The sequence below is a fragment of the Methanobrevibacter acididurans genome (genome assembly GCF_046197875.1).
GTDB lineage: Archaea > Methanobacteriota > Methanobacteria > Methanobacteriales > Methanobacteriaceae > Methanobrevibacter_A > Methanobrevibacter_A acididurans.
Map to the genome: position 1 here is coordinate 1,320,504 of NZ_CP166991.1, position 26,997 is coordinate 1,347,500.

At 27.4% G+C, this 26,997-nt stretch carries 26 protein-coding genes; 13 read left to right on the forward strand and 13 right to left on the reverse strand.

All coding sequences use genetic code 11. The features are described 5' to 3' along the window. Positions 1-206: 206 nt before the first annotated feature. Positions 207-764, forward strand: a complete 558-nt coding sequence (locus ACA135_RS06505; RefSeq protein WP_409197948.1) for a metallophosphoesterase — start codon at positions 207-209, stop codon at positions 762-764. 22 nt (positions 765-786) lie between these two features. Then, on the forward strand, positions 787-1,395 hold the full coding sequence (locus tag ACA135_RS06510) for an RlmE family RNA methyltransferase (protein ID WP_409197949.1): 609 nt from the start codon (positions 787-789) through the stop codon (positions 1,393-1,395). 151 nt (positions 1,396-1,546) lie between these two features. Here ACA135_RS06510 and ACA135_RS06515 read toward each other — a convergent pair whose 3' ends face one another. Both ACA135_RS06515 and thsA read right to left on the reverse strand, forming a co-directional pair. Beyond that, positions 1,547-2,194, reverse strand: coding sequence for a class I SAM-dependent methyltransferase (locus ACA135_RS06515; protein ID WP_409197950.1), 648 nt, complete (start codon positions 2,192-2,194; stop codon positions 1,547-1,549). 170 nt (positions 2,195-2,364) lie between these two features. Beyond that, the gene (gene thsA / locus ACA135_RS06520) at positions 2,365-3,981 is read right to left on the reverse strand and encodes a thermosome subunit alpha (RefSeq protein WP_409197951.1); all 1,617 of its coding nucleotides are present in this window, start codon (positions 3,979-3,981) and stop codon (positions 2,365-2,367) included. A 379-nt stretch (positions 3,982-4,360) separates the two neighbouring features. Between thsA and ACA135_RS06525 the strand changes: the two genes are divergently transcribed. Next, positions 4,361-4,987, forward strand: a complete 627-nt coding sequence (locus ACA135_RS06525) for a cyclase family protein (RefSeq protein WP_409197952.1) — start codon at positions 4,361-4,363, stop codon at positions 4,985-4,987. Positions 4,988-5,017: 30 nt separating this feature from the next. On the opposite strand, the gene ACA135_RS06530 is transcribed toward ACA135_RS06525, so the two are convergent. The 8 genes from ACA135_RS06530 to ACA135_RS06565 form a co-directional block, all read right to left on the reverse strand. Then, positions 5,018-6,400, reverse strand: a complete 1,383-nt coding sequence (locus tag ACA135_RS06530; RefSeq protein ID WP_409197953.1) for a hypothetical protein — start codon at positions 6,398-6,400, stop codon at positions 5,018-5,020. 30 nt (positions 6,401-6,430) lie between these two features. Next, the gene (gene asd, locus ACA135_RS06535; RefSeq protein ID WP_409197954.1) at positions 6,431-7,480 is read right to left on the reverse strand and encodes an aspartate-semialdehyde dehydrogenase; all 1,050 of its coding nucleotides are present in this window, start codon (positions 7,478-7,480) and stop codon (positions 6,431-6,433) included. Between the two features lie 35 nt (positions 7,481-7,515). Continuing rightward, positions 7,516-8,334 (reverse strand): 4-hydroxy-tetrahydrodipicolinate reductase, encoded by an 819-nt coding sequence (gene dapB / locus ACA135_RS06540; RefSeq protein WP_409197955.1) that lies wholly within the window; start codon positions 8,332-8,334, stop codon positions 7,516-7,518. 33 nt (positions 8,335-8,367) lie between these two features. Then, on the reverse strand, positions 8,368-9,264 hold the full coding sequence (dapA, locus tag ACA135_RS06545; RefSeq protein WP_409197956.1) for a 4-hydroxy-tetrahydrodipicolinate synthase: 897 nt from the start codon (positions 9,262-9,264) through the stop codon (positions 8,368-8,370). Beyond that, entirely contained in the window at positions 9,261-10,481 is a 1,221-nt protein-coding gene (locus ACA135_RS06550; RefSeq protein ID WP_409197957.1) for an aspartate kinase, read from the reverse strand. Before ACA135_RS06550 ends, dapA begins: the two co-directional genes overlap by 4 nt. Before the next feature lie 321 nt (positions 10,482-10,802). Next, positions 10,803-11,000: a 30S ribosomal protein S17e gene (locus ACA135_RS06555; RefSeq protein ID WP_409197958.1), complete on the reverse strand. Its 198-nt coding sequence runs from the start codon at positions 10,998-11,000 to the stop codon at positions 10,803-10,805. Beyond that, positions 10,993-11,328 carry a chorismate mutase gene (locus tag ACA135_RS06560; protein WP_409197959.1) on the reverse strand — a complete coding sequence of 112 codons (336 nt, stop codon included), beginning with the start codon at positions 11,326-11,328 and terminating at the stop codon, positions 10,993-10,995. Before ACA135_RS06560 ends, ACA135_RS06555 begins: the two co-directional genes overlap by 8 nt. 91 nt (positions 11,329-11,419) lie before the next feature. Continuing rightward, positions 11,420-12,298 carry a shikimate kinase gene (locus ACA135_RS06565; protein WP_409197960.1) on the reverse strand — a complete coding sequence of 293 codons (879 nt, stop codon included), beginning with the start codon at positions 12,296-12,298 and terminating at the stop codon, positions 11,420-11,422. A 164-nt stretch (positions 12,299-12,462) separates the two neighbouring features. Here ACA135_RS06565 and ACA135_RS06570 point away from each other — a divergent pair, with 164 nt between their 5' ends. After that, positions 12,463-13,317 (forward strand): S49 family peptidase, encoded by an 855-nt coding sequence (locus ACA135_RS06570; protein WP_409197961.1) that lies wholly within the window; start codon positions 12,463-12,465, stop codon positions 13,315-13,317. 123 nt (positions 13,318-13,440) lie between these two features. After that, positions 13,441-13,689: an MJ0307 family thioredoxin gene (locus ACA135_RS06575; RefSeq protein ID WP_409197962.1), complete on the forward strand. Its 249-nt coding sequence runs from the start codon at positions 13,441-13,443 to the stop codon at positions 13,687-13,689. Between the two features lie 180 nt (positions 13,690-13,869). Here the strand turns inward: ACA135_RS06575 and ACA135_RS06580 are convergent, their stop codons facing one another. Beyond that, positions 13,870-14,301 carry a hypothetical protein gene (locus tag ACA135_RS06580; protein ID WP_409197963.1) on the reverse strand — a complete coding sequence of 144 codons (432 nt, stop codon included), beginning with the start codon at positions 14,299-14,301 and terminating at the stop codon, positions 13,870-13,872. Between the two features lie 158 nt (positions 14,302-14,459). Between ACA135_RS06580 and ACA135_RS06585 the strand changes: the two genes are divergently transcribed. From ACA135_RS06585 to ACA135_RS06605, 5 genes are all read left to right on the forward strand, one after another. Continuing rightward, entirely contained in the window at positions 14,460-16,460 is a 2,001-nt protein-coding gene (locus tag ACA135_RS06585) for an ATP-binding protein (protein ID WP_409197964.1), read from the forward strand. Positions 16,461-16,645: 185 nt separating this feature from the next. Then, positions 16,646-17,053, forward strand: a complete 408-nt coding sequence (locus ACA135_RS06590; RefSeq protein WP_409197965.1) for a translation initiation factor IF-2 subunit beta — start codon at positions 16,646-16,648, stop codon at positions 17,051-17,053. Positions 17,054-17,121: 68 nt separating this feature from the next. Beyond that, positions 17,122-18,162: a 60S ribosomal export protein NMD3 gene (locus ACA135_RS06595; protein WP_409197966.1), complete on the forward strand. Its 1,041-nt coding sequence runs from the start codon at positions 17,122-17,124 to the stop codon at positions 18,160-18,162. 25 nt (positions 18,163-18,187) lie between these two features. Continuing rightward, positions 18,188-19,147 (forward strand): tyrosine--tRNA ligase, encoded by a 960-nt coding sequence (locus ACA135_RS06600; RefSeq protein WP_409197967.1) that lies wholly within the window; start codon positions 18,188-18,190, stop codon positions 19,145-19,147. 59 nt (positions 19,148-19,206) lie between these two features. Next, positions 19,207-19,407 (forward strand): hypothetical protein, encoded by a 201-nt coding sequence (locus tag ACA135_RS06605; RefSeq protein WP_409197968.1) that lies wholly within the window; start codon positions 19,207-19,209, stop codon positions 19,405-19,407. 16 nt (positions 19,408-19,423) lie between these two features. On the opposite strand, the gene ACA135_RS06610 is transcribed toward ACA135_RS06605, so the two are convergent. Both ACA135_RS06610 and tmk read right to left on the reverse strand, forming a co-directional pair. Next, positions 19,424-19,825, reverse strand: a complete 402-nt coding sequence (locus tag ACA135_RS06610) for a hypothetical protein (RefSeq protein WP_409197969.1) — start codon at positions 19,823-19,825, stop codon at positions 19,424-19,426. 39 nt (positions 19,826-19,864) lie between these two features. Continuing rightward, positions 19,865-20,452, reverse strand: a complete 588-nt coding sequence (gene tmk / locus ACA135_RS06615; RefSeq protein ID WP_409197970.1) for a dTMP kinase — start codon at positions 20,450-20,452, stop codon at positions 19,865-19,867. Between the two features lie 66 nt (positions 20,453-20,518). Here tmk and ACA135_RS06620 point away from each other — a divergent pair, with 66 nt between their 5' ends. The 3 genes from ACA135_RS06620 to ACA135_RS06630 all read left to right on the forward strand — a co-directional run bounded on the left by ACA135_RS06620 (position 20,519) and on the right by ACA135_RS06630 (position 26,854). Further along, positions 20,519-23,191 (forward strand): DUF3656 domain-containing protein, encoded by a 2,673-nt coding sequence (locus ACA135_RS06620; protein ID WP_409197971.1) that lies wholly within the window; start codon positions 20,519-20,521, stop codon positions 23,189-23,191. A 31-nt stretch (positions 23,192-23,222) separates the two neighbouring features. Continuing rightward, positions 23,223-25,130 (forward strand): MutS-related protein, encoded by a 1,908-nt coding sequence (locus tag ACA135_RS06625; protein ID WP_409197972.1) that lies wholly within the window; start codon positions 23,223-23,225, stop codon positions 25,128-25,130. Positions 25,131-25,198: 68 nt separating this feature from the next. Next, positions 25,199-26,854, forward strand: coding sequence for an ABC1 kinase family protein (locus ACA135_RS06630; RefSeq protein WP_409197973.1), 1,656 nt, complete (start codon positions 25,199-25,201; stop codon positions 26,852-26,854). Positions 26,855-26,997 lie beyond the last annotated feature (143 nt).

Consider the following 26,997-nt stretch of genomic DNA (forward strand, 5'->3'; position numbering starts at 1 on the left):
AAAATATTATCAGTAATAATATTTCTTTTTTTTATAAACATATATAATTTATTATTTGATTTTTGTTCCTTAATTTTAGGACAAATTTTATAAATTGTATTGAATAATATATTAATAAGTGTTATAAATTTAAAATAAAATTTAAGTATTTTTCCTATTTTGAAAATAAAAATAACAACTAATTTTAACTAAAACATTAACTAGAGGTGAAAGTAATGATAATAGGTTTAATATCAGATACACATATTTCAAATCGTGCAAGTAAAATTCCTGAAAAAGTATTTGAAACATTTAAAAATGTGGATTTAATTTTACATGCTGGAGATGTAATTGAAGAAAGTGTAATTAAGGAATTAGAAAGTTTAGCACCAGTAATAGCTGTGCAAGGAAATGTTGATATTTTAAATGGTTTAGATTTACCAAAATCAAAAGTTATAACTGCAGGTAAAACAAAAATTGGACTAAACCATGGAGATATTCGCCCAAGAGGAGATACACAACAGTTATATTACTTAGCCAAAGAATTGGATGTAAATATTCTCATAACTGGACATACACATATACCTATGGCAGAAGAAGTAAATGATGTTTTACTTATAAACCCTGGAAGTCCAACTGTTCCACGACTTTCAGATCCTAGTGTGATGATTTTAGAAATAAATGATAATGAAGTAGATTTAGAAGTTATAAAAATAGGTAAACCAGTTTGTTCTAGTTTACAATTTGCACAATCTAAATTAGAAAATAGTAAAAAAATTGATTAAAAGTTTAAGTGGAAGGAAAAAAATGGGAAGTAGATGGCAAGTAGAAAAAAAACATGACCCCTATTATAAAAGAGCTAAAAGTGAAAATTACCGATCTAGAGCATCATATAAATTAAAACAATTAGATAAAAAATATAAAATTATGAAAACTGGTAATACAGTTGTTGATCTTGGTGCTGCACCTGGAGGATGGTCACAAATTGCTCTTGAAAAAGTTGGTGAAGAAGGAATTGTTGTAGGTATTGATTTAAACCATATAAAACCTTTTGAAGAAGAAAATTGTTTCCGTATACGGGGAGATTTCACAAGCCCTGAAATTCAAAATCAGATAATGGACATAATTGATGGGCAAACACAAGTATTAATAAGTGATGCTTCTCCTTCATTATCAGGAATAAGAGATATTGATCATTTAAGAAGTATTGATTTAATTAATACTGTAAGTGATATTGCAGATAATATACTTGCACCTGGTGGGAATATGGTTATGAAAATATTCCAAGGACCTTACTATAAGGAAACTGTTGATAATTTAAAGAAAAAGTTTAAAATTTTAAAGACCACTAAACCTCCTAGCAGTAGGAAGAAAAGTAAAGAAATGTATATTGTAGGTCTTAGATTTAAAAAATAAAATATTATTTTAATTTTTATAAAAATATTAAATTGGTAAATTGATTTAATTTTAAAATTAATTAAAAAAGAGAAATTATTGATTATTCTATAAAAGAACCTTTTCATTTATAGAATAATTATAGATAAATTTAATTTAATAAAAGTGATTCTTATTTTCGTGCAATTGCACATAACCAATCAGTATCTTTGTGAGTAAGTTTATCATTTGATTCTTTAGTGAAAGTTAAAACTTCATTAAAACCAGCTTCAATAAGACTATCACCTAATTCATCTTCAGTGAAAACCTTCATACCCAATAAATTAATATGATCTTCCATAAGTTCTTTATCTTCATTAGATCCACTTGCTTCATTACAAATAAAGATACTTCCACCTTTTTTAAGAACACGTTTAACTTCTTTTAAATCATTAATAAAATCTGGCCAGAAATAAACAGTTTCAAAACCAGTAACAAGATCAAAAGTTTCATCATCATAAGGTAATTCAGATACACTACCTTGATCTATTTCAACTTGACCTTTTTCTATAATATCTTTGTTAAGTTCTTTAGATTTTTCCACACTAACTTCAGAATAATCTAAACCATAAATTTTTCCTTCAGGAGCCATATTAGAAAATCGTTGAACATTAATTCCTCCACCACAACCGATGTCAAGAATAATATCTGAAGATCCAATATCTAAATGAGATACTCCCCATTGAGCTAAACTTTCATGACTTTTATTCATTCTTTCAATCATCTTTTCCCCATATTCTCCTTCTGGTTTTCGGGCATTTTTAATTAATTTTTCATCCATTTTTTGTCAACTCCTTACTATTAATTTTTTTAAAAAAAAAGGAGTAAAAAAACTAAATTAATACTTAGTATTTTTTACTCCTTAAACTATTTTCCACACCAAATATGTAGTAATGTGGATTTAAATGTTTTTATGTATATTTTTTCCTTTTATTGTAAAACTCAATGAGATTACATCATTGGAGGCATTCCGCCCATTTGACTAGGGTCCATACCTGCTGCATCTTGTGGAGATGCTGAAGATGCAATTACATCATCGATTCTTAAAATCATTTCAGCTGCTTCGGAAGCAGATTGAATAGCTTGTTTTTTGACACGTTTTGGTTCAATAACTCCAGCTTCTTTCATATCTGTTACATCACCAGTAAAAACATCTAATCCCATGTATGGGGAAGTTTCATGGGAAGCTCTTAAATCTACTAAGGAATCGATACTGTCTAATCCAGCGTTTTCAGCTAAAGTTTTAGGAACAATTTCTAAACTTTCTGCAAATGCAGTTACAGCTAATTGTTCTCTTCCACTGATAGATTCAGCATAATCTTTTAAGAGTTTGGACATAGCGATTTCTGGTGCTCCTCCTCCAGCAACTACTTCTCCGTCTTCAACGGTAGCTGCTACTACACCTATTGCGTCTTCTACTGCTCTTCCGATTTCGTCAACAACATGTTTGGTACTTCCTCTTACGAGTAAAGTTACTGCTTTAGGTTCTGCACATTCTTCTACAAAGATCATATCTTCTCCAGATACTTTTTGTTCAGTTACTTTTCCTGCTTCACCTAAGTCATCTGCGGATAAGTCATCTAAGTTAGTTACAACGGTTGCACCGGTTGCTCTGGATAATTTTTCAATATCAGATTTTTTAACTCTTCTGACAGCCATGATTCCTTCTTTGGATAAGTAATGTTGTGCTAAATCATCAATACCTTTTTGGCAGAATAATACATTAGCTCCTGCATCGGAGATGTCTTTAACCATGTTTTTGACCATGTTTTCTTCTTGTTCGATGAAAGCTTGCATTTGGTTAGGATCAGTTATTCTGATTTCTGCATCTACTTCAGTTTCTTTTACTTCTAATGCGGAGTTTAATAATGCTATTTTTGCATTTTCTAATTCTGCAGGCATACCTGGGTGTACTCTTTCTTTGTCAATAATGACACCTTGAACGAGTTCAGAATCTTCAACAACTGCTCCATCTTTCTTTTCAATTTTGATGTGATCAGTATCTACTTCTTCACCATCAGCTACTTGTTCTACTGCGGTAACGATGAGTTTTGCTAATGGTTCACGAGCTTTTTCAGTTCCTTTTCCAGTCATTGCAGTCATAGCTACTTTGTTTAACATATCAGTGTCGATTTCTTTAATAGAAATGTCTTCTAAAATTTGTTGTGCTTTTTCTGCTGCTTGTCTGTATCCCATTGCAATGATAGTTGGGTGAATATCCATATCTAATAAGGATTCGGATTTTTTAAGTAATTCTCCTGCTATGATAACTGCAGTAGTGGTTCCATCTCCAACTTCATCTTCTTGTGTTTTAGCTACTTCTACAAGCATTTTAGCTGCAGGATGATCAATATCCATTTCTTTAAGAATGGTTACTCCGTCGTTGGTTACAACGATATCTCCGAGTCCATCTACTAACATTTTATCCATTCCTTTTGGACCTAATGTTGTTCTTACTGTTTCAGCTAAAACTTTTCCAGCTAAAATATTATTTCTTTGAGCATCTTTACCTAATAATCGGTTTGTTCCTTCAGGTAAAATAAAAATTGGTTGTTGTTGTTGTGCCATTAATATTCGCCTCGTATTTTTTTTAATATAATTTCATTGAGTAAATATAATTAAGTAATCTTGTACTTTGAGATTTTTTTAACTTTTTGTAGCAAGATTTTTTTTAAGTTGATTACATAATTAACCTTACACTATTTAATGACTTGTGATAAAATTATTAAATAGTATTTTAAAAATTGTTTGTAATTTTAATTAATTCACAATTTTGGATTATGTAATTAACTATGATTTTTATTTACTTACAATATAACATGGGTTAGAGGTTATATAAATACTTTGTGGTCAGGAGTATAAAAATTTCTAAAGATATATCAACAAATGTATAATAAAATAAAAAAATATTATATAAATGTACAACATAAAATAAAAGTAACAAAAGGTGATTATAATAAAAATAATAGACTTAAGTCATTTGTTAAAGACAAAAATTCCAACATACCCCGAAGATCCCCAACTAGAAATAAAAGACATAAGCCCCCAAGATAACACATACAAAATTTCTCTCTTAAAAACGGGGACACATTCAGGAACACATATAGATGCACCACAACACTACATCAAAAACAGCAAAAACATAAACGAAATAAAACTAGAAAATTTAATAGGGAAAACAACCGTACTTAAAACAAACACCCACAAAAAAGAAATAAAAATAAAACACATCAACAACATGCCAGAAAAATTTGAAAAAATAATAATCCTAAAAACAAATTGGTGGGAAAATTGGGAAAACCCAAACTACTTTAAACAAAACACATACTCATCAAAAGAATTAACAAAATACTTAATAAAAAAAGGAATAAAAGGAATAGCAATAGACAGTCCCAGCATAGATTCCCCAAATAGTGACAAAAATCATAAATTATTATTAAAAAACAATATTTGGATTGTTGAAAACTTAACTAAAACTAACCAACTAAAAAACAACAAGTATCAACATGCTTATTTCATACCCCTAAAAATAGAAACAGAAGCCTCCCCTATAAGAGCATTTATAATAGAATAAAAAAAGAATAGGTTATAAAAAAAATTAAAATTAATTTTTTTCTAATTTAATCCAAGAAATTTCATCATTATTTAACTTTTCACTTTTAAGATAACCTTTTCTTTCAATACTCTTTAAAATATTAGTAATATTACCAAAAGACAAATTATCAAAAGCTACATCATTAACATACTGTTGAATTTCATAAGTAGTCATAGATTTATTAGGTAAAATATTGAAAACCTGAGATTGAATACTAGTTAAATTTTTAACCCTAGGAGCAGTTAATTTAGAATATAAATCTTTAATATTCTCTAATTTACGAACATCATCTTTAGTTTCATTTAACTCTTTACGTAATTTAGCAATCTCATTAACATCAGATCCAGAAGTTTTATCAGAACCAGATAAAATAGTTTGCTTAATTTTTTCTTTATCAAAAACAGGATCACTATTAATATCCTGTAGTAAAGTTTTCACTTCTTGTAAACGTTTAATTTGAGCATCTTTTTCAGATATTTCTTGTTGAACTTTAATATAATCTTCTTTAGGCACAGATTGTTCCTTAAGATTTTTAATACGAATCTCTTTTTCACTTAAATCTAAATCTCTAGAATCAATCTCTCTTTTAAGTGAAAGAATACTATCTTTACTAATTAAATTACTGTTTAAATTAGCAATTTCTTCTTTATATTCGTTAATTTTACTATTTAATGATTTAATTTCAATATTTTTATCATCAATAGTTTCATTAGCTTTATCTAAACGAATCTTAATTTCAGTAAAACGATTATTTTTAAAATCATTTAATTCAAATTCAAGTTTACTACATTTATCTTTTGATAAAATTAAATCTTTAGAAATATTACGAATTTCTTCATCTCGAAGTTTAACAGTACCTTGAGAATCATCTAACTTATTTTTAATTTCAACATAATTAACATTTTTAAAATTATCTAATTCTTTACTTAATTTCAAAACATCATCTTGAGAATTTATAAGTTTCTGATTCAATTCTTTAATTTCTTCTTCTTTATCCGAATTTAAAGAAATTTCTTGTTGTAATTTATCTTTAACTTCTTTTAATTCAATATTTTTAAAATTAGTTAAATCATTTTCAAATGAAGATTTTAAATCCTCAAATCTTTCCTGTGTTTTATTAAGGTCATCTATTTTTAATGATAATTCTTCAATTTTAGAAGTTTTGGATTGAATAATCTGTTTATATTTATTAACTTCAGAAACTAGATTAGTAATCTCATCATTTTTTTCTACAATAATAGATTCTAATTCCGCAGTATCATTAGTTTCTTTAAGGGAATCTTTCTCAGCTTCAATTTGAACAATTTTAAGTTTAAGTTTATTAATCTCCAATAAACTAGATTTAACTAAATTTTGAAGCTTATTAAGCTCATTATCCTCTTTCAATGACATTATATTCAATCCTTAACTTATTTTTTAAATTTAAAGTATTCTTTCATTAATTAACTCTGCATTTAATATAGATGCACCAGCAGCTCCCCGGATAGTATTATGACCAACAAGAACATATTTAAAACTATTAGGGAAAGCTTGATCTTTTCTAACTCTTCCAACAGTTACACCCATACCATTACAAGCATCCCGATCAAGTCTTGGTTGCGGTCTATCAACTTCATCTTTAACAATAACTGGATATTCAGGAGCAGAAGGTAAGCCCAATTCTTGAGGTAAAGCTTGGAAATTAGCCATTTTACTTTTTATATCATCAATATCTTCTTCTTTATCCAATTCAATAAAGACTGCTTCAGTATGTCCATTAATAACAGCAACACGATGACAGGAAGCACTTAAATTGAAAGGAGCATCTTTCACAACACCATTTTCATAATCACCTAACAGGTACAATGATTCACTTTCCATTTTTTCTTCTTCTTGACCAATATAAGGTATAACATTATCTAAAATACCCATTGATGGAACACCATTATATCCTGCACCAGAAAGAGCTTGCATTGTTGAAACATAAATTCTATTAATATTAAAATTATCAACAAGTGGTTTTAAGGTTAATGTTAAAGCAATAGTAGAACAATTAGGATTAGTAACTAAAAAACCATCCCAATCATAAGCTTTTTGTTGATCATCTATCATATCCAAAGTTTCCGGATTAACTTCAGGAATACAAAGCGGAATATGAGGTTTCATACGCATTGCACTTGCATTAGATGCTACTACAAATTCTTTTGCAAAATCTGGATCAATTTTAGCTGCAAAATCTGAAGGTATAGAAGAAAATAAAATTTCAACATTTTTATCAACTTTATCTGGATTAGATTCAACTACTTTTATATCTTTTACAGACTCAGGCATTTCACTATCTAATAACCAAGTAGTTGCATCTTCATATCTTTTTCCTGCAGATTTTTCAGATGCTAATAAAGTTGTTATTTCAAAATCTGGATGTTGATCTAATAATCTTATAAAGTTTTGACCAACCATACCAGTTGCACCAATAATTCCAACATCTACCATTTTTAATACATCCTCTTTTTTATTAATTTATTTTATTATATCCCTAATACATCATTTATTGTACTTACTTTACCAGGTTCAGCAGAGTTAACATATCTTAAAGCTCTAATAACACCAGATATAAATACTTGACGAGTGTGAGCTTGATGTTTAATTTCTAATCTTTCACCATCACCAACATATAATACAGTGTGGTCTCCAACTATGTCTCCACCACGAATAGAATGTAAACCTATTTCTTCAGGAGTTCTTTTACCAACATGGCCTTTTCTTCCATAAACACCAATATCTTCAGGATTTCTTCCTAATTGATTAGAAATTATTTCAAATGCAGTCATAGCTGTTCCAGATGGAGCATCTTGTTTTTGATTATGATGTGCTTCTATAATTTCAATATCAAAATCATTTAAAATAGGGGTTAAATCTTTTAAAACTTTCCAAAATACATTAACACCAATAGAAAAATTAGTGGTGATAACAGATTTAACATTATTCTTTTTAATTTCATCAGCATTATTTTTACTTTGTTCTTCAGTAAACCCAGTAGTACCAACAATTAAATTAACACCACATGCAGCAGTTCTTTTAATAGTTTCAGCTGATGCAGGAGCTATAGTGAAATCTACTAAAACTTCAGCACCTGAAGATTTTAATGTTTCTTCTAAATCTTTTGAATCAGAAATTTCAACACCAATTGGCCCTATACCTGCAAATTCACCTGCATCTTTACCTGCAAGAGGAGTATCAGGCATTTCAATAGCAGCAACAACTTCCATATCTTCTTGTTCATTAATTTTTTTAACAATTCCAGAGCCCATTCTTCCAGCAGCCCCAGTTACAGCAACTTTTATCATAATCTTTACTCCAACATTATTTTTTTAATATAATTAAATTAAATTAGCATCTTTTAATGCTTTTCTTAAAATTTCCCTATCTTCATCTAATAAAGGAACTAATGGTAATCTTAAATCACCAGAAGGTTTACCCATCATAGTTAACGCTTCTTTCATAGGCACAGGATTACTTTCCACGAACAAAGCTTTCATTAAATCATATAATTCATAATTTAATTCACTAGCTTTAACAAAGTCCCCTTTAAGTGCCGCATTAACCATTTCACTCATACGTTTAGGATCAATATTAGCCACAACACTAATTACTCCTTTAACACCAAGAGACATCATTGGAACTGTTAAACCATCTTCCCCAGATAATATTGAAAAATCATCATCAGTTATTCCTGCATCTTTAAGTAATTTGAATGTTGTTGTAAATTTTTCAAGATCAGAAACAGCTTCTTTTAAACCTACTATATTATCCATTTTAGCTAATTCAACAATAGTTTCAGAAGTTAAATCTGTTCCAGTACGAGAAGGTACATTATAAACAATTATTGGAATTTTAGTATTGTTGTTTAATGTTTCATAATGTTTGATTAAACCATGCATTTGTGGTTTATTATAATATGGAGTTATAACAAGAGCATAATCTGCTCCAGCTTCACCAGCAAATTTAACTAAATCTAAAGATTCAGCAGTGGAATTACTTCCTGCCCCTGCAATAGTGATAACTCTACCTTTAGCTTCATCAATTAAAATTTCAATTAATTTTTTTTGTTCCTCATGAGTTATTGTAGCTGATTCACCAGAAGTTCCTGCAGCTAATAATCCATTAACACCGTTTTCTATTAAAAAATTTATATTTGCACGATATCCCTCTTCATCAATTTGATCATCTGATGTAAAAGGAGTAGCCATTGCAACAAAAGTTCCTTCTAATTTCATTCTAATACCTCTTTAACGTATTCAAAAGCTCTTTTACCATCTTCCCAATCTACAAATATCACAACTGCTGTTTGTGAAGATGAAATTTCTACTATATTAATATTATTTTTTCTTAATGGGTTTGTAATATCAGATATTATGCCTGGAGTTTCTATAAAATCCGGACTTACAACAGTTAACATTGCTATATCTTGACCTAAAGATAATGAACTTAATCTATCACTACCTATTACTAAGGTATGTAATAAGTGGTATGCATTATCTGCATCTTTTTTATTAATAAATGTTGTAACACTGTTTTCACCAGCAGAAATCCCAAATATGTTTATATCATTTTCTGCTAGAACAGATGTTAAATTTGCCAATAATCCTTTTTTGTTGAGCATTTTTTCCCCAACAATTGCAACTACAGATATAGGTTCAGGATATAATGTTGCAGTCTTTAACATATCTCCATTTAATGGCCCAATAATGGCAGTCCCAGAATCTGAAAGATCCCCTTTTTCAAAACTTATTATTTTTGCTTTGATTCTAGGATCTTTATATTGTAATGCAAATGGATGCAATACTTGTGCTCCATGTGTTGCTAAGTCTCTCATTTCTTCTACAGAGATATGGTCTAATTTTTCAGCTTCTTCTATCTTATTAGGATCAGTTGTCATTACACCGTTTACATCAGTTACAATTATCACTTCATTAGCTTCTAATGCATGTCCTAAAAAGAATGCAGTTATATCACTTCCCCCTCTTCCAAGAGTAGTTATTTCATCCCGAGGCCCTTTTCCAAGAAATCCACATATTACTGGAATTATTCCTTGGTCTAATAACTCAGATATTTCTTTAGATTTTTCTTCAGAAGCTGCAAAATTAATTTTTGCTTTTAAAGGATTTGAATCAGTTAAAATTGGCCAAAATCTATTATATGGATCAATAAATTCAGATTTAACACCTAATGATTCTACTACGGAGGAAAAAACTCTTGCACTAGTCATTTCACCCATGGACAATATTTCAGCCATTTGTTTTGGTGTAGGATCATCGCCAATTGAATCTTCTGTAATTGAAATTAAATTATCAGTAGTCTTATTAATAGCTGAAACAACTACAACTACTCTATTTCCTTTCATAAATTCATTAACTACAGATTGAGCGGCTTTTCGAATCCGTTCACCATTTCCTATCGATGTACCACCAAATTTGGCTATTAAAGTTTCCATATTCTATTCACGACCTAAGATTATTGATAATATTGTTATTATAAAGATATTTCATTAATAAAGCACTTTAAAATAGGGATTCATAATCAAATATTTTACCAAAGTGCATATAAACTATTATTCATTTATTATTTTAGTCATTTAACATTTATAAATCTAATTAATTAATTAAATTAAATAAAAGAAGATTATAAAAAATAGGATAATCTGAATAGTTCTCAATAAATCCATTAAAAAAAAAGTTTCCAAATATAAATAAAAAAATTTTATGAAAAATTTAAAAATAAAAGTAAAAAAAATAGAATATGTAACAAATTAAATTTAAGCTTGAACAGCTTGTTGTCTAACTAATCTAGTTACATAACCAGCAATTTTATTTCTTAAATGTTTAGTACTTACAGTAGAATATTCTGCAACTAATTTTTTATTTTCATCAAAATCAGTAGTAAATACTCCAGGATGAATTTCTATAAGTTCTTTGGATATACGTTTAACAAAAGTAGTTCTAATATTACCCATTATTTTCCCTCCATAATAATTCTTTTTGTTTATTTTTACTTAACATAGCAAGCATATTCATTATAATAGTAAGAATATCTCCGTCGATATCCTTTTCTTTAGCTAATTTTAAAACTTGATTATGTACTTCATCTTCACGAGATTTATCATAAATTTCCATACCTAAAAATTTTTTAGCTTTTACAACGTCTTTAGCTAAAGCTGTTCTTTCATCAATTAAGTTAACTAAATCATTATCAATTTCATCGATTCTTTTCCTAGATTTTTGAAGAAGTTCATTAGCTTCTTCTTCGTTCATACACAAGTCAGTTTTCTTGCCATTATCCATGAAAATTTCTCCAATAACTATTTGATAATAATTATAATCTATATTTAGTAATATATAAAGGTATTTTTTTAAAATTAAAATTTGAAAAAAATCATTCCAAAAATTTAGTTCCATTATTATTAACAGAAGTTTTAATAATTTCACCTTCTTCTAAAAATGACCAAGCATCATAAACATCATCCACATATTCATCAGTTACAATTGCAACATAAGCAGAACCTGAACCAGACAATCCAGAAGCTAATGCTCCAGCATTTAAAGCTTCAACAGCAATCTGATTATTGAATTTAAGAACAGTCCCATAAATAAGACCATTTAAATTTAATGCATCATAAAAATCTCTTTCACATGCCTTCTGAAAAGCCATACTAACTAAAGGTGAAAATAATTTAATTCTATCTAAATCAACACTACCACTTAAAGAGGGTTTATTTGGCATGTAAATAAGAATATTGTTCTCATCCATGTTCTCATGTAAAATAATTTTACGATTAGTATTATCCGTGATTAAAATCCCACCAAAATATGAAGCTGTTGCATCATCAAATGATCCTGTAATTGTAACCCCACAATCAATTGATGCATTAATAGCTAAATTAATTATTTCCATATCATTTAATGGTTTTAAATTTAATTCTTCACTTATTAAAGCAGAACTTGCCATGGTTACTGCATTAGATATAGAGCTACTACTAGATAAACCAGAACCTAATGGCACATTAGATTCTGTTTTAATTTTAATTCCCAAATCTAATTCATCCTTATTGATATTATAATAATTTAAAACTTTATCAATACAATGATACATTAATTTAGTATCAGCATTAATATCAGAAATACAAATATTAGGTCTATCAATAATTTCTGCATCAATAATATTGTTTAAACTTATTCCAAAAGCAGATCCAAAACCTGTTGCCATTGCATTAATTATTGTAGCAGAACCTGGAGATTGAACTATTTTTTTCATGAAAATTCCCTTTTATAAATATCTTTTTTAAAAAAAAGTTTAATATAAATATATAATAATTTTTTATTTTTTATAACTAATATATTAATTGTAAAAAATAGATATTATAATTAAATTAATTATAATATAAAAAATAATTTATGATTTTTAAAAAGTGATAGAATATGGATGAAAAATCAAAATACTTTGGATATGGTATTGTAGGTGGAATTACAATTTTATTAATTGTAATCTTAATTGCCACTTTAATACCTATAGGAGTTGATGCTTTAACACCAGATACTATTGCTGTTATTCCAATTCATGGTGAAATTAGTTATGATAATAATTCTAACATTACAGTAACTAATCCAGATACCTTTGAAGCCATGATAAATAAAGCAAATTCTGATCATAAAGTTGCAGCCATAGTTTTAGATATTGATAGTAATGGAGGTAATTTAGTTGCTACTCAAGAAATGTTAGATTGTATTAATCAAACCAACAAACCTATAGTTGCATGGATCGGAGATAGTGGTTCATCTTGTGGTTATTTATTGTCTACAGGTACCGATAAGGTTATTGCTAGTCCTAACTCTGCAATTGGAGATATTGGTTTTACATTATCTAGTGCAGATTTATCCGCGTATTATTCCAAGTTAGGTATTACAGCCGATACCAGTAAAGGAAATATTTTTAATAGTATTTCACCAAGTTATACTAGTTTATCCTCTTCACAAAAGGTTATGATTAAAAATATGTTAAGTAGTGATTCTAATTATTCCGTTTCTACAATTAGTCATAATCGTAATTTGAGCAGTGAAACCGTGCAAAATTATGTGAATGGTAAGGTTTGTAATGGTAATACAGCTTTAAATAAAAATTTAATTGATGGTTTAGGAACTCAAAAAAAGGCTATTGAAATTGCTGCTAATGAAGCTAATTTAACTAAATATGAAGTAATTAAATATGATTCAAGTACAAATTTGAATACTGATTGTTGGGATAATATCAAAAATGCAATTACTAAAAAAAATTAATACTAAAAATATAAATATTAAATTTGTTCATATCAATAAAAACTATTAAATAGTAGAAAAATAATTATTATAATTAACTTTAAAATATAAATTAAAAAAATCATAAAAAAGGAGAAAAATATAATGACAAAAATAGAAGTATTTACCTCACCTACTTGTCCACACTGCCCAGGAGCAGTTAAAGTAGTTGAAGAAGCAAAAAAACAAATTGAAGGAATCGAAATAGAAGTATTAGATGCTTCAAATGAAGAAAACCGTGAAAAAGCTATGGAATACCAAATATATGCAGTACCAACAATAGTAATTGATGGTAATGTTGAATTCGTTGGTGCTCCTACACTTCAAGAATTACTTACAAAATTACAAAACTAAATAAAAATACCAAATTTCAAATTTTTTTACTATTTTTTTATAAAAAATAGTTTAAACTTTTTTTTAACTAATACATTAATTAAATAACTTTTTTCTGAAAAATAATATAAAATAAGCCTTGTTTTAAATTATAAAATATAAAAAATAGCAACTAAGAAAAAAATAAAAAAAGTTAAATATTTAACTTTGAGGAATGCCTGCATAAGCTTCATGAGCTGTTTGCAAATCCTTTTTAGCTTGTTCTAATCTTTGATTAACTTCAGAAGAAGGTTTACCCGTAGATAAAGCACTGTCTACTCCATCTAAACTATTTTTAGAACGAACCAATTCAAGTTGAGCATCTGCAAATTGTTGTTGAAGAGAATCATTACCAGAAGCATAAACAGCTACCTTAGTAGTATTAAACTGACCTTCCAAATCAGAATAATTAGATCTAAGACTTGCTAACTCATCATATTGAGTTCCACTAGATACCCCACCAGTTAAATTACTACTCACTAAGTTAAAACCAATATAAGCAGCTACAACTATTGTAGCAATTATCATTATAACGCCAAGAATAGAGATAAGCATCGATGTTGATTTAAATAAATTTAAACGTGACTTTTTCATAAAAATCTCCTTTATAAGATAAAATATAAAAAAATATTCTACCTAAATAACTATAAAATAATATATCAAAACACATATTTAAATTTAATAAAAAAATTATAATAAAAAAATATAATCTGAAATTTATAAATATAATATTAAATAAATTAGAAATCATTATGAATTCCAGTGAAAAAATAAATTTAACAACCACCAAATTCGAAGAATTTTTCACAACAAAATATAAAGATAAAGTATATGATGTTTTAGAAAAATTTCCCGATGAAAAATCACTTATAATTGAATATCCTGAATGGGAAATGTTTGATCCTGATCAAGCGGACTTATTACTTGACAAACCTGAAGAAGTAATAAATGCTGCTAAAACAGCACTGAAAAATATTGATCCCTTAATGAAAGATGCGGATATTAATATAAGATTTGCACATGTGACAAATATAATTCCATTAAAAGTTTTATTAAGTAAATACATAGGAAGTTTTGTATCTGCAGATGGAATTATACGAAAAACAGACGAAATACGTCCCCGTATAGAAACTGGAGTATTTGAATGCCGAGGGTGTATGAGGTTACATGAAGTAGAACAGACAAATGATAGACATGTCATGGAACCAAGTTTATGTAGTGATTGTGGTGGACGATCTTTTAGACTTTTAGAGGGGGAAAGTAAATACATAGACACACAAACAGCACGTATGCAAGAACCATTAGAAAACTTATCAGGAGGAACAGAACCTAAACAAATGTTGATGGTTCTTGAAGATGATTTAGTTGATAAATTAAATCCTGGAGATAAAGTAAGAATAACTGGAACACTTAAAACATTCAGAGAAGAACGTAGCGGAAAATTTAAAAATTATATCTATGTAAATTACATTGAACCATTAGAACAAGAATTTGAAGAATTATCACTTAGCGAAGAAGATGAAAAAGAAATTTTAGAATTAAGTAAAGATCCTGACATATACAATAAAATTATCAAATCCACAGCTCCAAGTATTAAAGGATATCGAGAAGTAAAAGAAGCAATAGCATTACAACTTTTCGGAGGATCTGCAAAAATCTTAGAAGATGAAACTAGACTACGGGGAGATATACACATTTTAATAGTAGGGGATCCAGGTATAGGGAAATCTCAAATATTAAAATATGTATCCAAATTAGCTCCTAGAAGTATATATACTAGTGGTAAAGGTACAACAGGTGCTGGATTAACCGCAGCCGCAGTTAGAGATGAACTTGGAGGATGGTCCCTTGAAGCAGGTGCATTAGTACTTGGGGATCAAGGTAATGTTTGTGTCGACGAATTGGATAAAATGCGAGCTGAAGATAGAAGTGCACTTCATGAAGCATTAGAACAACAAACTGTAAGTATAGCAAAAGCAGGAATAATGGCAACATTAAACAGTCGTTGTAGTGTACTTGCAGCAGCAAACCCAAAATTTGGACGATTTGACCGATATAAAACAGTAGCAGATCAAATAGATTTACCTTCCCCAATTTTAAGCAGATTCGATTTAATGTTCATCATAGAAGATAAACCAAATGTAGAAAACGATAGGGAACTAGCAAAACATATATTAACAATTCATAAAGAGAACAATGTAAATTATGAAATAGAACCAGAATTACTAAGAAAATATATTGCATATGCACGTAAAAATGCTAACCCAAAATTAACAGATGAAGCAAATGAAGTATTAGAAGAATTTTATGTTAGTATGAGAAGTGGTGCAGTAGATGAAGAAGCACCAGTACCAATAACTGCAAGACAATTAGAAGCAATTATCCGTTTAGCAGAAGCTAGTGCTAAAATTAGATTAAAAGAGTATGTGGAACCTGAAGATGCTGAAAAAGCTATAAAGTTACAACAAGCATGTCTTAAAGAAGTAGGATACGATCCTGAAACAGGGAAAATAGATATTGATAAAGTAGAAGGCCGTACACCTAAATCAGATCGGGACAAATTACAGGTTGTAATTGAAGTAATTACTGAATTACAATCTGAATTTGAAGGTAATGCTCCAATAAACATTTTAAAACAAAGAATGTTAGAAGATTATGATGTTGGTGAAGAAAAATTAAATCAAATGATTAAAAATCTTAAATCTAGAGGAGTTATATTCGAACCTAATGCTGGAAAATTAAAAAAAGTCTAAAAAAAAATTTTATAAAAAATAAAATTTTATTTATATAATAATTATTTATACAATAGTTTAATATAATATAAAAAACTAAATTTATATATTATATTTTTATTGATAACTTTTTAAACAAAATATTATTTTTTTTAACAAATTTTTTCATGAAAAATTAAAAATATAGATTAATGGAGAGATAAATCATGGATGACTATAATAAATTACTAGATCGTGCAATAGACCAACTACCTCCTGAAGTTTTTGAAACAAAAAGATTCAAAGTACCTAAAGCATACAGTGTAATACAAGGAAATCGTACTTTCATACAAAACTTCAAAGATGTAGCTGAAGTATTAAACAGAGACCCTCAACACATATTAAAATTTTTATTACGTGAATTAGGTACCGCTGGAAACTTAGAAGGTCAAAGAGCAATATTACAAGGAAAATTCAACCATTTCCTTATTAATGAAAGAATAGATGAATATGTGGAAAAATATGTTATCTGCCACGAATGTAACAGACCAGATACAAAAATTATTAGAGAAGACCGTATATTCATACTTAAATGTGCAGCTTGTGGTGCAAGAGCACCTTTAAAACCAATTTAAGGAGATAAAATCTCCTATATTAACTTTTTTTAAAAAAAAAGTTATCTTTTTTTACTATTTTGATTATTATGTTTTGCCCAGAATGTGGAAATACCGAAGAACCATTAATCAATGGCGTGTGTAAAAACTGTTTTTTAAAAACATACCAAATGATAAAAATCCCTGAAAATATTGATGTTATAATTTGTAAACATTGTAATGCTAAACTTTTCCAAGGACAATGGATTGATGAAGAAATACCTGAAGAAGAAATAATTTATAGAGCTATTGAAGATGCTATAAAAATTGATGAATTAACTGAAAATCCTATAATTGACTTAGAAATTCTTCAAATGCGTGGAACTATAGCTGAATGTGAAGTAATAGTTAATGGAAACGTGTTAAACACTGATATAAATGAAATTTATAATGTTAATGTTAAATTAAATCATAACGTATGCTCTAATTGCAGTAAAAAAGAATCAGGTTATTATGAAGCAGTAATACAATTAAGAGCAGATAATCGAGAAATAAAACAAGAAGAACTTAATAAAATTGAAGGGATAGTACAACATACAATCAATAAACAAGCCAAAAAAGATAAATTAGCTTATATTCCCCAAATATTAACCCCTAAAGAAGGGTTTGATTATTATATTGGTTCATATAAAACAGCAAAAAAAATAATTAATAATTTAAAAAATGAAATTGGTGGAGAAAGTAAAGAATCTCCAAGATTAATTAGTGAAGATAAATCTACAGGAAAAGGTTTATATCGTATATGGATTTCATTCAGATTACCCGAATACGAAATTGGTGATTTTGTAAAATTTGAGGATAAAATATTAGAAATTACACATATTAGTGGACATAATATTCACTGCGAAAATCTTCAAGACAGAAAAGATTTTAATATCCAATGGAAAAACAGTACTAAAGTAAAATTACTTGAAAAAAATACAAAGGTAAAACAAAGTATTGTTACGGATAAATCTCCTAGTATGATACAAATTTTAGATCCTGATGATTATACTACAGTTGATTTAGAAATGAATGATAAATTTAATAACATTAATATTGGTCAAGAAGTAGATACTATTAAATTAGAAGGCCAAGTTTACTTATTATAAATGAAAAGAATTTTAGTGATATTTTATGAGTAATCAAGAAAAATTAAAAATAATCCAAAATGGAACACTTGAAATTATAGAACCAGAAGAATTAATAGAATTATTTGATAATGAAAAACCAATAGCTTATACTGGTTATGAGCCTTCTGGTAAAATCCATTTAGGTCATGCAATTACAATAATGAAATTAAAACAATTACAAAAAATGGGTTTTCATATAAAAATATTACTTGCAGATTATCATGCTTACTTAAATGGAAAAGGTAATCTTGAAGATATTAAAGTTACTGCAGAATATAATAAAAAATGTTTCCAAGCTTTAGGTTTAGACTCTGAAACTGAATATGTTTTAGGTTCTTCATATCAAACTGAACCAGAATATACTAATAATGTTTACCAATTAGCTACATTAACTACATTAAAAAGAGCTAAACGTAGTATGGATCAAGTTAGTCGTCATGATGACAATCCAAAAGTTGCTAGTACAATTTATCCACTTATGCAAACCGCAGATATGGCTTATTTGAAAGCAGATGTTGCTTTAGGTGGAATGGAACAAAGAAAAATTCAAATGTTAGCACGTGAAACATTACCTAAAATAGGGGAAAAAGCTCCTGTTTGTATACATACTCCTTTATTACATGGTACTGATGGTGATGATAAAATGAGTAGTAGTAAAGGTAACTTTATTGCTGTTGATGATACCCCTAAAGATATTAAGAAGAAAATTAATAAAGGATATTGTCCTAAAGGAGAAATTGAAAATAATCCTATGATTGAAATTTGTGAACACTTTTTATTCCCTAACCAAGAAACTATTAAAATTAGTCGTCCCGAAAAATTTGGTGGAAATTTAGAATTAACTCACGAAGAATTAATAAAACAATTTAGTGCTAGTGAATTACATCCTATGGACTTAAAAAATGGTGTTAGTGATTTCTTAATAGAATTTTTAGAACCTGTACGTGAATTCATGGAAGAATAAAAAAAAAGTATATTTGGAATAATATAATAATTATTAATTAAAATGTTTGAGTTGATATAATGGATGCTGAAGAATACGAAATGAGATTACCTAATGGTGTTGGAGAACAAGTCTTAGCACACACTATTGATAAATTTGAAGTTAAATTAAAACAAACTGAATATGGTCCTAAACTTATAGGGACTAAAGAAGAATTAGAAAAAGCTAAAGATTTTATGACTGATTCAATAAAAAAAAGATTAAAAGAATTAGAAAATTAAACATATATTATTTTTCTTAACTTTTTCTTTTTTTAGATATTAAACTGGATATTTCTACACCTATTAAACCACCAAGGAATCCAACTAGTAAGTACATTGGAATATAAGTTAAAAGAAGTAAAAGCACATTTAATATAAAATTATATTCTATAGTTACTAAAAGTGTTCCAACAATAACAGAACAGATTCCAGAAATTAATCCCATTAATATTCCATGAATAACTCCTTTTCCAACATTAGGTTTATTAATATGTGTTGAAAAAATTATAATTCCAATTAACACAAGTAATAATAATAAACCATTAATAGAAAATTGTTGTAACACAAAACTTAAAATGTAAGATATAATAAATGTTACAATTCCACCAATGCATATTAATTTCCAATCAATTTCATCTATTTCTAAAAAATTTAACATATGATATTATTCCTCAATTACAATAATTATTTATTTATCTTATCTAATGTTATTTACACAAATATCAAATAATGGTGCAACTGCTTTTTGAATGTCTCTACTTACAAGATTAACTCCATTGTTTGCATTGATAATCTTAAAATTATGATTTCTACATAAATTTTCATAGTTACATTGAACTTTAGTTAAAAATTCTTTATTTTCAAATTCATCAATTCCAGTTGTTCGTTTAAGACTTTTATCCAAATCGATATTTAAGTATAAAACCATGTCAGGATTTTTAACAAATTTATTAATTTCATATATCCAATCTTGTGGTTCTTGGTAAGCTAAGCTACTGTAAAATGATCTATCACTTAAGACTATTTTACCCTCTTTTTCATATGATTCAATAGTGTTCATTAATTGCATTCTATCTGCTGCAAAAAGTAAACCTAATGTTTTTTGCACATTACTTGTAGTTGAATCTTCATGAGTTAAAATTTCTCTAATTACTTTACCAACAGTTTTATCAGTAGGTTCCACAACACATTCAACTTTTAAACCATTTTTTTCAAGATAATTTTTTAGTAAATTTATTTGTGTTGATTTACCACTACCATCAATTCCCTCAAAAACAATATACATATAATATAATTTTATAGTTTAAAATATATAAAATAGTTATAGTATAAAAAAATTGGAGTACAACTTATGAAAATACCTGAATTATTATCTCCTGTAGGTAATGTAGAACATTTAAAAATTGCGGTTTTAGCTGGTGCAAGTAGTGTATACTTGTCTGGTAAGAATTATGGTGCTAGAAAGTATGCAGATAATTTTACAATTGAAGAAATAAATAAAAGTGTGGAATATGCACATATGCATAATGTTAAAGTTTATATTACTGTAAATACTTTAATTAAAGAGGAAGAATTAGGGGAATGTTTAAAATATGTTTATGAATTATATTCTTTAGGTGTTGATGGTGTACTTATCCAAGATATAGGTTTAATGAAATTAATTCATGAATTTATTCCAGATTTTAATATTCATGCTAGTACACAAATGAATATTGAAAATATAAATGATTTAAAATGGGCGAAAAAAAGTGGTATTAGTCGTGTGGTTTTACCTAGAGAATTAACTTTAAATGAATTAAAAGATATGACTCAAGAAGCGCATAAAATAGGATTAGAAGTTGAATTTTTTGTTCATGGAGCTCAATGTTACTCTTATAGTGGAAGATGTTTATTTAGTAGTTTTATTGGAGGGCGTAGTGGTAATCGTGGTACTTGTGCACAACCATGTAGACAAGCTTATACTTTAACTGCTGATAGTTGTAATGGTAATTTTTACAAATTAGGAAATAATGATGGAAAATATTTTTTAAGTCCTAAAGATTTAAGTTTATATGGTAAACTAGATGTTTTAAGTGATATTGGAGTGGATTGTTTAAAAATTGAAGGGCGTATGCGTAATAAAGAATATGTTATGATTACAACTAGTACATATCGTCAATCTTTAAATAAGTTACGAAGAAGAAGTAAGGGCAAAGAATTCACAACACAAAAAGGTCATGAAGATTTAAGTTTAGTTTTTAATCGAAAATTAAGTACTGGACATTTATTTAATAATGAGGATTCTAATAAGATAATGAATATTGATAATCCCGGCCATATTGGATTATATATTGGAAAAATTCAGGAATTTGATAAAGAATCTGGAAAATTTTTCATACAATTAAACGAAAATTTAATCCATATCCCCCAAAAAGGTGATGGTTTAGTTATTGAAGGAACTCCTTTAAAGAAAGATAGTAAAACTCATACTTATGGTTTTGATATTAGTGGAAATCCCCATTTTAAAAAATCTAAAGCTTATTGGAAAAAAAATAGATTAATAAAAGAAAAAGTGGAAGGTAAAGTTCTTATAGTTCAAAAAGTTAGGGAAAACAAAAAACCTTATATAAACATTGAAAAAGGATGTAAAGTTTATTTAAACAAAAGAAATAGTGTTAATAAAACATTAAAAGAATTAGAGCATGATTCTCAAAGTCAAGGTTTTAGAAAATCTACACTTCACATAAAATTTAATGTGGATAAAGAAAATTATCCAATAATAAAAGGAACTATTAAATTAAGTAATGGTGAACTTGTAACAGTTAAACAAAAAGGATTGAAACCTTGGGAAACAGCTAAAAACCGACCTATTAATGAAAAAACTATAGAAAAACAAATCAGCAAAATTAGTGATTTGCCTTATTATTTAGAAACAGTAGAAGTAGGGAGAATAAATAGAAATTTATTTACTCCTATAAGTGATTTGAATCAATTAAGAAGAAATTTTTTCAAAAAAGCTGAAGAAAAAATTTTAGGTACATATCTTCCTAAAAATAGGGATCTTAAAAATTCAAAAGAAAAGATTAAGGAATATCTTAAAAAAGAGAATCAAATCTCAATAAATAATGGATCAATAGATAAAAACTTAAATGTATACATTAATAATTTAACAGTTTTAGAAAATTTAAATGAAAATATTTTTAATAATATATATTTTGATATTCCAACAAAAAATAGTAAGTTAATAGATGAACATAAAAGTTTAGATATTAGTTATTGTGTTAATATTATTAAAGAAGCTAATAGAATTTGTGCTGAAAAAAATTGTAATTTTATTTGGATGTGGCCAAGTATAGTCCATGATGAATTATTTGAAGATTTGGTTAAAGTTTGTGGAATTCTTTCAAAAGTAAGCACAGTTCCTTCAATTATGATTTCTAATTTAGGGATTGGTGAATACTTAAAGGATAAATTTAAAATTGAAATTTATGGAACATATCATTTAAATATTTCTAATAGTGAAAGTGTTAAAAAGTTAAATAATTTCAAATTACTTACTATTTCCCCGGAGTTAAGTAAAAAAGATTTTAAGAATATTTTTAATAGTTATGATAAAGAGTTTCCAGTTTTAGAAATTCTTATCCATGGAAATATGGAATCATTAATTAGTAGAAAAAATATTCTTCCACATGATATAAAGAATTCCCTTAAAAAATTGGATAATCCAAATAATGAGATTAATAATGTTTACTTAAATGATAAAAATAAGAATAAATATTCTCTTTATCGTCCACTTAATGAAGAAGGTGTAATGATGTTAAATTATCAAGATTTATGTCTTATTAATGAAGTTGATTTTTTTAAAGATAGTGGTGTTAATAATTTCAGTATAGATGCTAGATGGAAAAATATAGATTATGTTAATAATATTGGGAAAATATATAAAGATGCTATTAACCTTGATGATGTTTCTAAAAATAGTTTAAATAGTATTAAGAAGTATTCTCCTAATATTAGTAGTGGAAATTTTACTCGTGGATTTTAAACAGCGATTTAATTATTGTAGGTTATTTATTATGGCAATGGATTTAGAACAAATTGATGGTGTAGGAACTAAATTATCTAAGAAAATATTAAATAGTGTTGGGGGAAAGGAAAATCTTTCCCAAATCGTTGAAAACCTAGATTTGGAGCAATTAAGTAAAATTGATGGTATTTCACAAAGAAAAGCTATTCAAATTATGAATAGTTTATTAGGAAACCCTCAAGAGAAATTTTTAAAAAGTGAAAGGGCTCATGTTTTGTATGAAGAGATTATAAGTAAAATTTTAAATTTTTCTAATACAAATTATAGTCGTAATCGTGTCCAATTATTGTCACCTACAACAGATATTAATAAGATTAATAGGCATTTAGATTTTGTAATGGAAGCTAAGGATAAAATTAGTCATTTACCTATTGATGATTTAAAAGTTTTAATGAAAAATTTAGGAGAACCAGAAGAAGTTAAAGGTTCTTATGATCCAAGTAAAGTTATTGTTGTGGAATCTCAGGAAGATGGGAATTATTTAACTGATTTGAATTTAAATAAGTATTATCCTATTGTTGTTGCTAGTAATTCCCAATTGTTTGCTGATGAAATTAGAGATTATGAAGTAATTTTTTATGTTTATAATGAAGGTTTCTTGGATTTTGGTGATATGGGTAATGTTATTATGATTAGTCATGAATCTCCTGTTTATGAGATTGTTCCCGAAATGGTAATTGATTATTTTGATAATAATAGAGAATTATTTGAAAAAATTTTTGAAATTCGTAATATTTTAGGCTTAGATAGTGTTTGTGATTGTGTTGAACCTTTATTAAGTGATTTGGATGATTTTAAAAGTAATGATATAAATATTGAAGAAATTGTTTTAAATGTTAAGCAAGATATGGATGAAGAGTTAAAAAATAGTATAAAAAATGTTGATATTGGAGGAGATGAAGTCCTCGATTTATTAAATAATGATTTACCTAAAAAAATAGAGGAAATATTTGAAGAGATTATAAGTAAAGGTAAAGAAAAATTATTAGAAGCTACCCATATTGACTTTGATCCTTACATAAAAAAATATCCAATCGAAATAGATAAAGAAGAATTAGAAAGAATAAACCAAGAACAAGAAAATATCAAAACAACAAATTTATATGATAAAAAAATAACAATAGCATCCCAATTATATAATATCAGAAAACAAGCTGAAGAGGAAATAGAAGAAACTATAAAATTTGATTATGAATTCACATTAGGAAGTTTCGCATACACATACAATTTAAACAAACCCAAAATAAGTGAAAATTTAAAAATAACACAAGGAATAAACTTAAATTTAGCCCTAAATCAAAATATTCAAAAAATAGATTATCACTTATCCCCTGAAGATAATATAGCATTATTAACTGGGGCAAATAGTGGAGGAAAAACAACACTTCTAGAAACAATCGGTCAAATAAATATAATGACCCAAATGGGTTTACCTATACCTGCAAAAGAAGCAGAAGTAAAAATATTAGATGAAATATATTACTTTAGCAAAGGAAGATCATTAGATGCAGGAGCATTTGAATCATTTCTTAATGTATTCATGCCAATAGTAACAAATAATCATAAAAAATTAGTATTATTAGATGAATTAGAAGGAATAACAGAATTAGAAGCAGCAGTGAAAATAATAAGTAGTTTCATTGAAATGTTAAAAGAAACAGAATCATATGGAATAATAGTAACCCATATGGCAAAAGAATTAAGTAATTACACAAAAGTACGTATAGATGGAATAGAAGCAAAAGGATTAGATAAAAACTATAATTTAATAGTGAATAGAACTCCACAAATCAATCTTCTAGCAAAAAGTACACCTGAACTTATTCTAAAAAGAATATATGAAAACTCACACGGAAAATTAAAAGAAGTATATGGAGAAATACTTAAAAAATTTTAAAAAGAAAATAATAAAATACAAAAACAACAAAAATTAAATAAATATAAATTAAAGGCCTAAAGATAAAAATGAAAGTTACAAGCAACACAAGAAATCCTAATCTAAAAAGATTAAACGAAATAATCAAAGTACTGCGGAAAAATGGATTAGAACATATTAACGAACACGCAAAACTATCACACAAAAATCCATTTAAGAAAAAAAGTAGTGAAGAAGAAGAATTAGAAGCAAATACAAACTTACTTGCAATAAGAGTAAGAAAAAGTTTCCAGGAATTAGGACCAACTTTCATAAAATTAGGCCAAACATTAAGTACACGTCCGGATTTAGTAGGATATGAAATGGCGGATGAACTAAGTAAATTACAAGATAATAACCCTGCCATACCAGTTGATGAAATAAAAACACAAATAGAAACAGAATTAGAAAAACCCTTAACAGAAATTTACTCAGATTTTGATGAAACCCCAATTGCAACAGCAAGTATAGGACAAGTACATCATGCAACCCTAAAAAAAGAAAAAAAAGAAGTTGTAGTAAAAGTACAAAAACCAGGATTAGAAGAAATAATAAAAACTGATTTAAACTTAATGAGATTCTTCGCTAAACGTATAGACAAATATATATACAGAGCAAAAACTTTAAACTTACCCGCTATCGAAAAAGAATTTGAAAGATCACTAAACAAAGAAATAGATTATAACCAAGAACTTTCAAATATGCAAAGATTTAGAGAAAATTTCAAAGATGATTATGGAATTTATATACCTAAAGGATACCCAGAATATTCCACAAAAAAATTAATAACAATGGAATTTATTAAAGGAAAAAAAGTATCAGAAGTAATAGAAAATCCTGAAGGATATGATGCTAAATTAATAGCAAATAGAGGAGTAAAATCCTATTTTAAACAAATTTTAATAGATGGTTTTTTCCACGCAGACCCACACCCTGCAAACATATACATTTTAAATAATAACATAGTATGTTATTTAGATGAAGGAATGATGGGATGGATGGATACAACATTCCGTGAAAACTTAGCCGAACTATTCCTATTTTTAATATCAAAAGATGCAGATAATATGATAAACCAATTAAGATATATGGACATATTAACTGATGAAACAGATATAAAATCCTTAAAATATGATTTAAATGATTTAATAGCAAAATATTATGGTGCAGAATTACAAAAAATGCAAGGTGGAATGACAGATTTAATTAACTTAATGATAGATTATAATGTTGCCCTACCAAGAGAATTTGTATTAATGGCACGAGGAATAGGAATGATAGAAGAAACAGGATTAGCTTTAGATCCTGAATTTAATGTAGTTAAAGTATTAAGTCCACTAGCAGAAAAAATATTACTAGACAAATTTAGTCCACATCGTGGAGTAGATTATATAAAACACAATATCATAGAAGTAGAACATATAATGAAAATTTTACCAAAATTTGCAACAAGTATGTTATACAAAATTGAAGAAGGTAAAATAGAAATAGAAATAGAACCTAAAGGCCTTTCACGTGCTACAGATATGGTATCAATGTCAATCATATTAGCTGCATTGTTAATGGGATCATCATTAGTAATGATAACAAATAAAGGTTTAATGATAATGGGTTATCCATTTTTAGGATTTATTGGATTTACAATAAGTTTATTTGTAGCATTAATAAGTGTTTATAATTTCTTTATAAAAAAAGAAAGAAAATAAAAACATACTATTTTTTTTAAAAAAAAGTCATAACCTAAATAAATAGATTATGACTAAATATTACCCGTATACTAACTCTCATGAATCATAGGTAGATTACCCTTCCCTCCTCGAGCAACCCTCGAAACAGGCAGCCTGTGCAA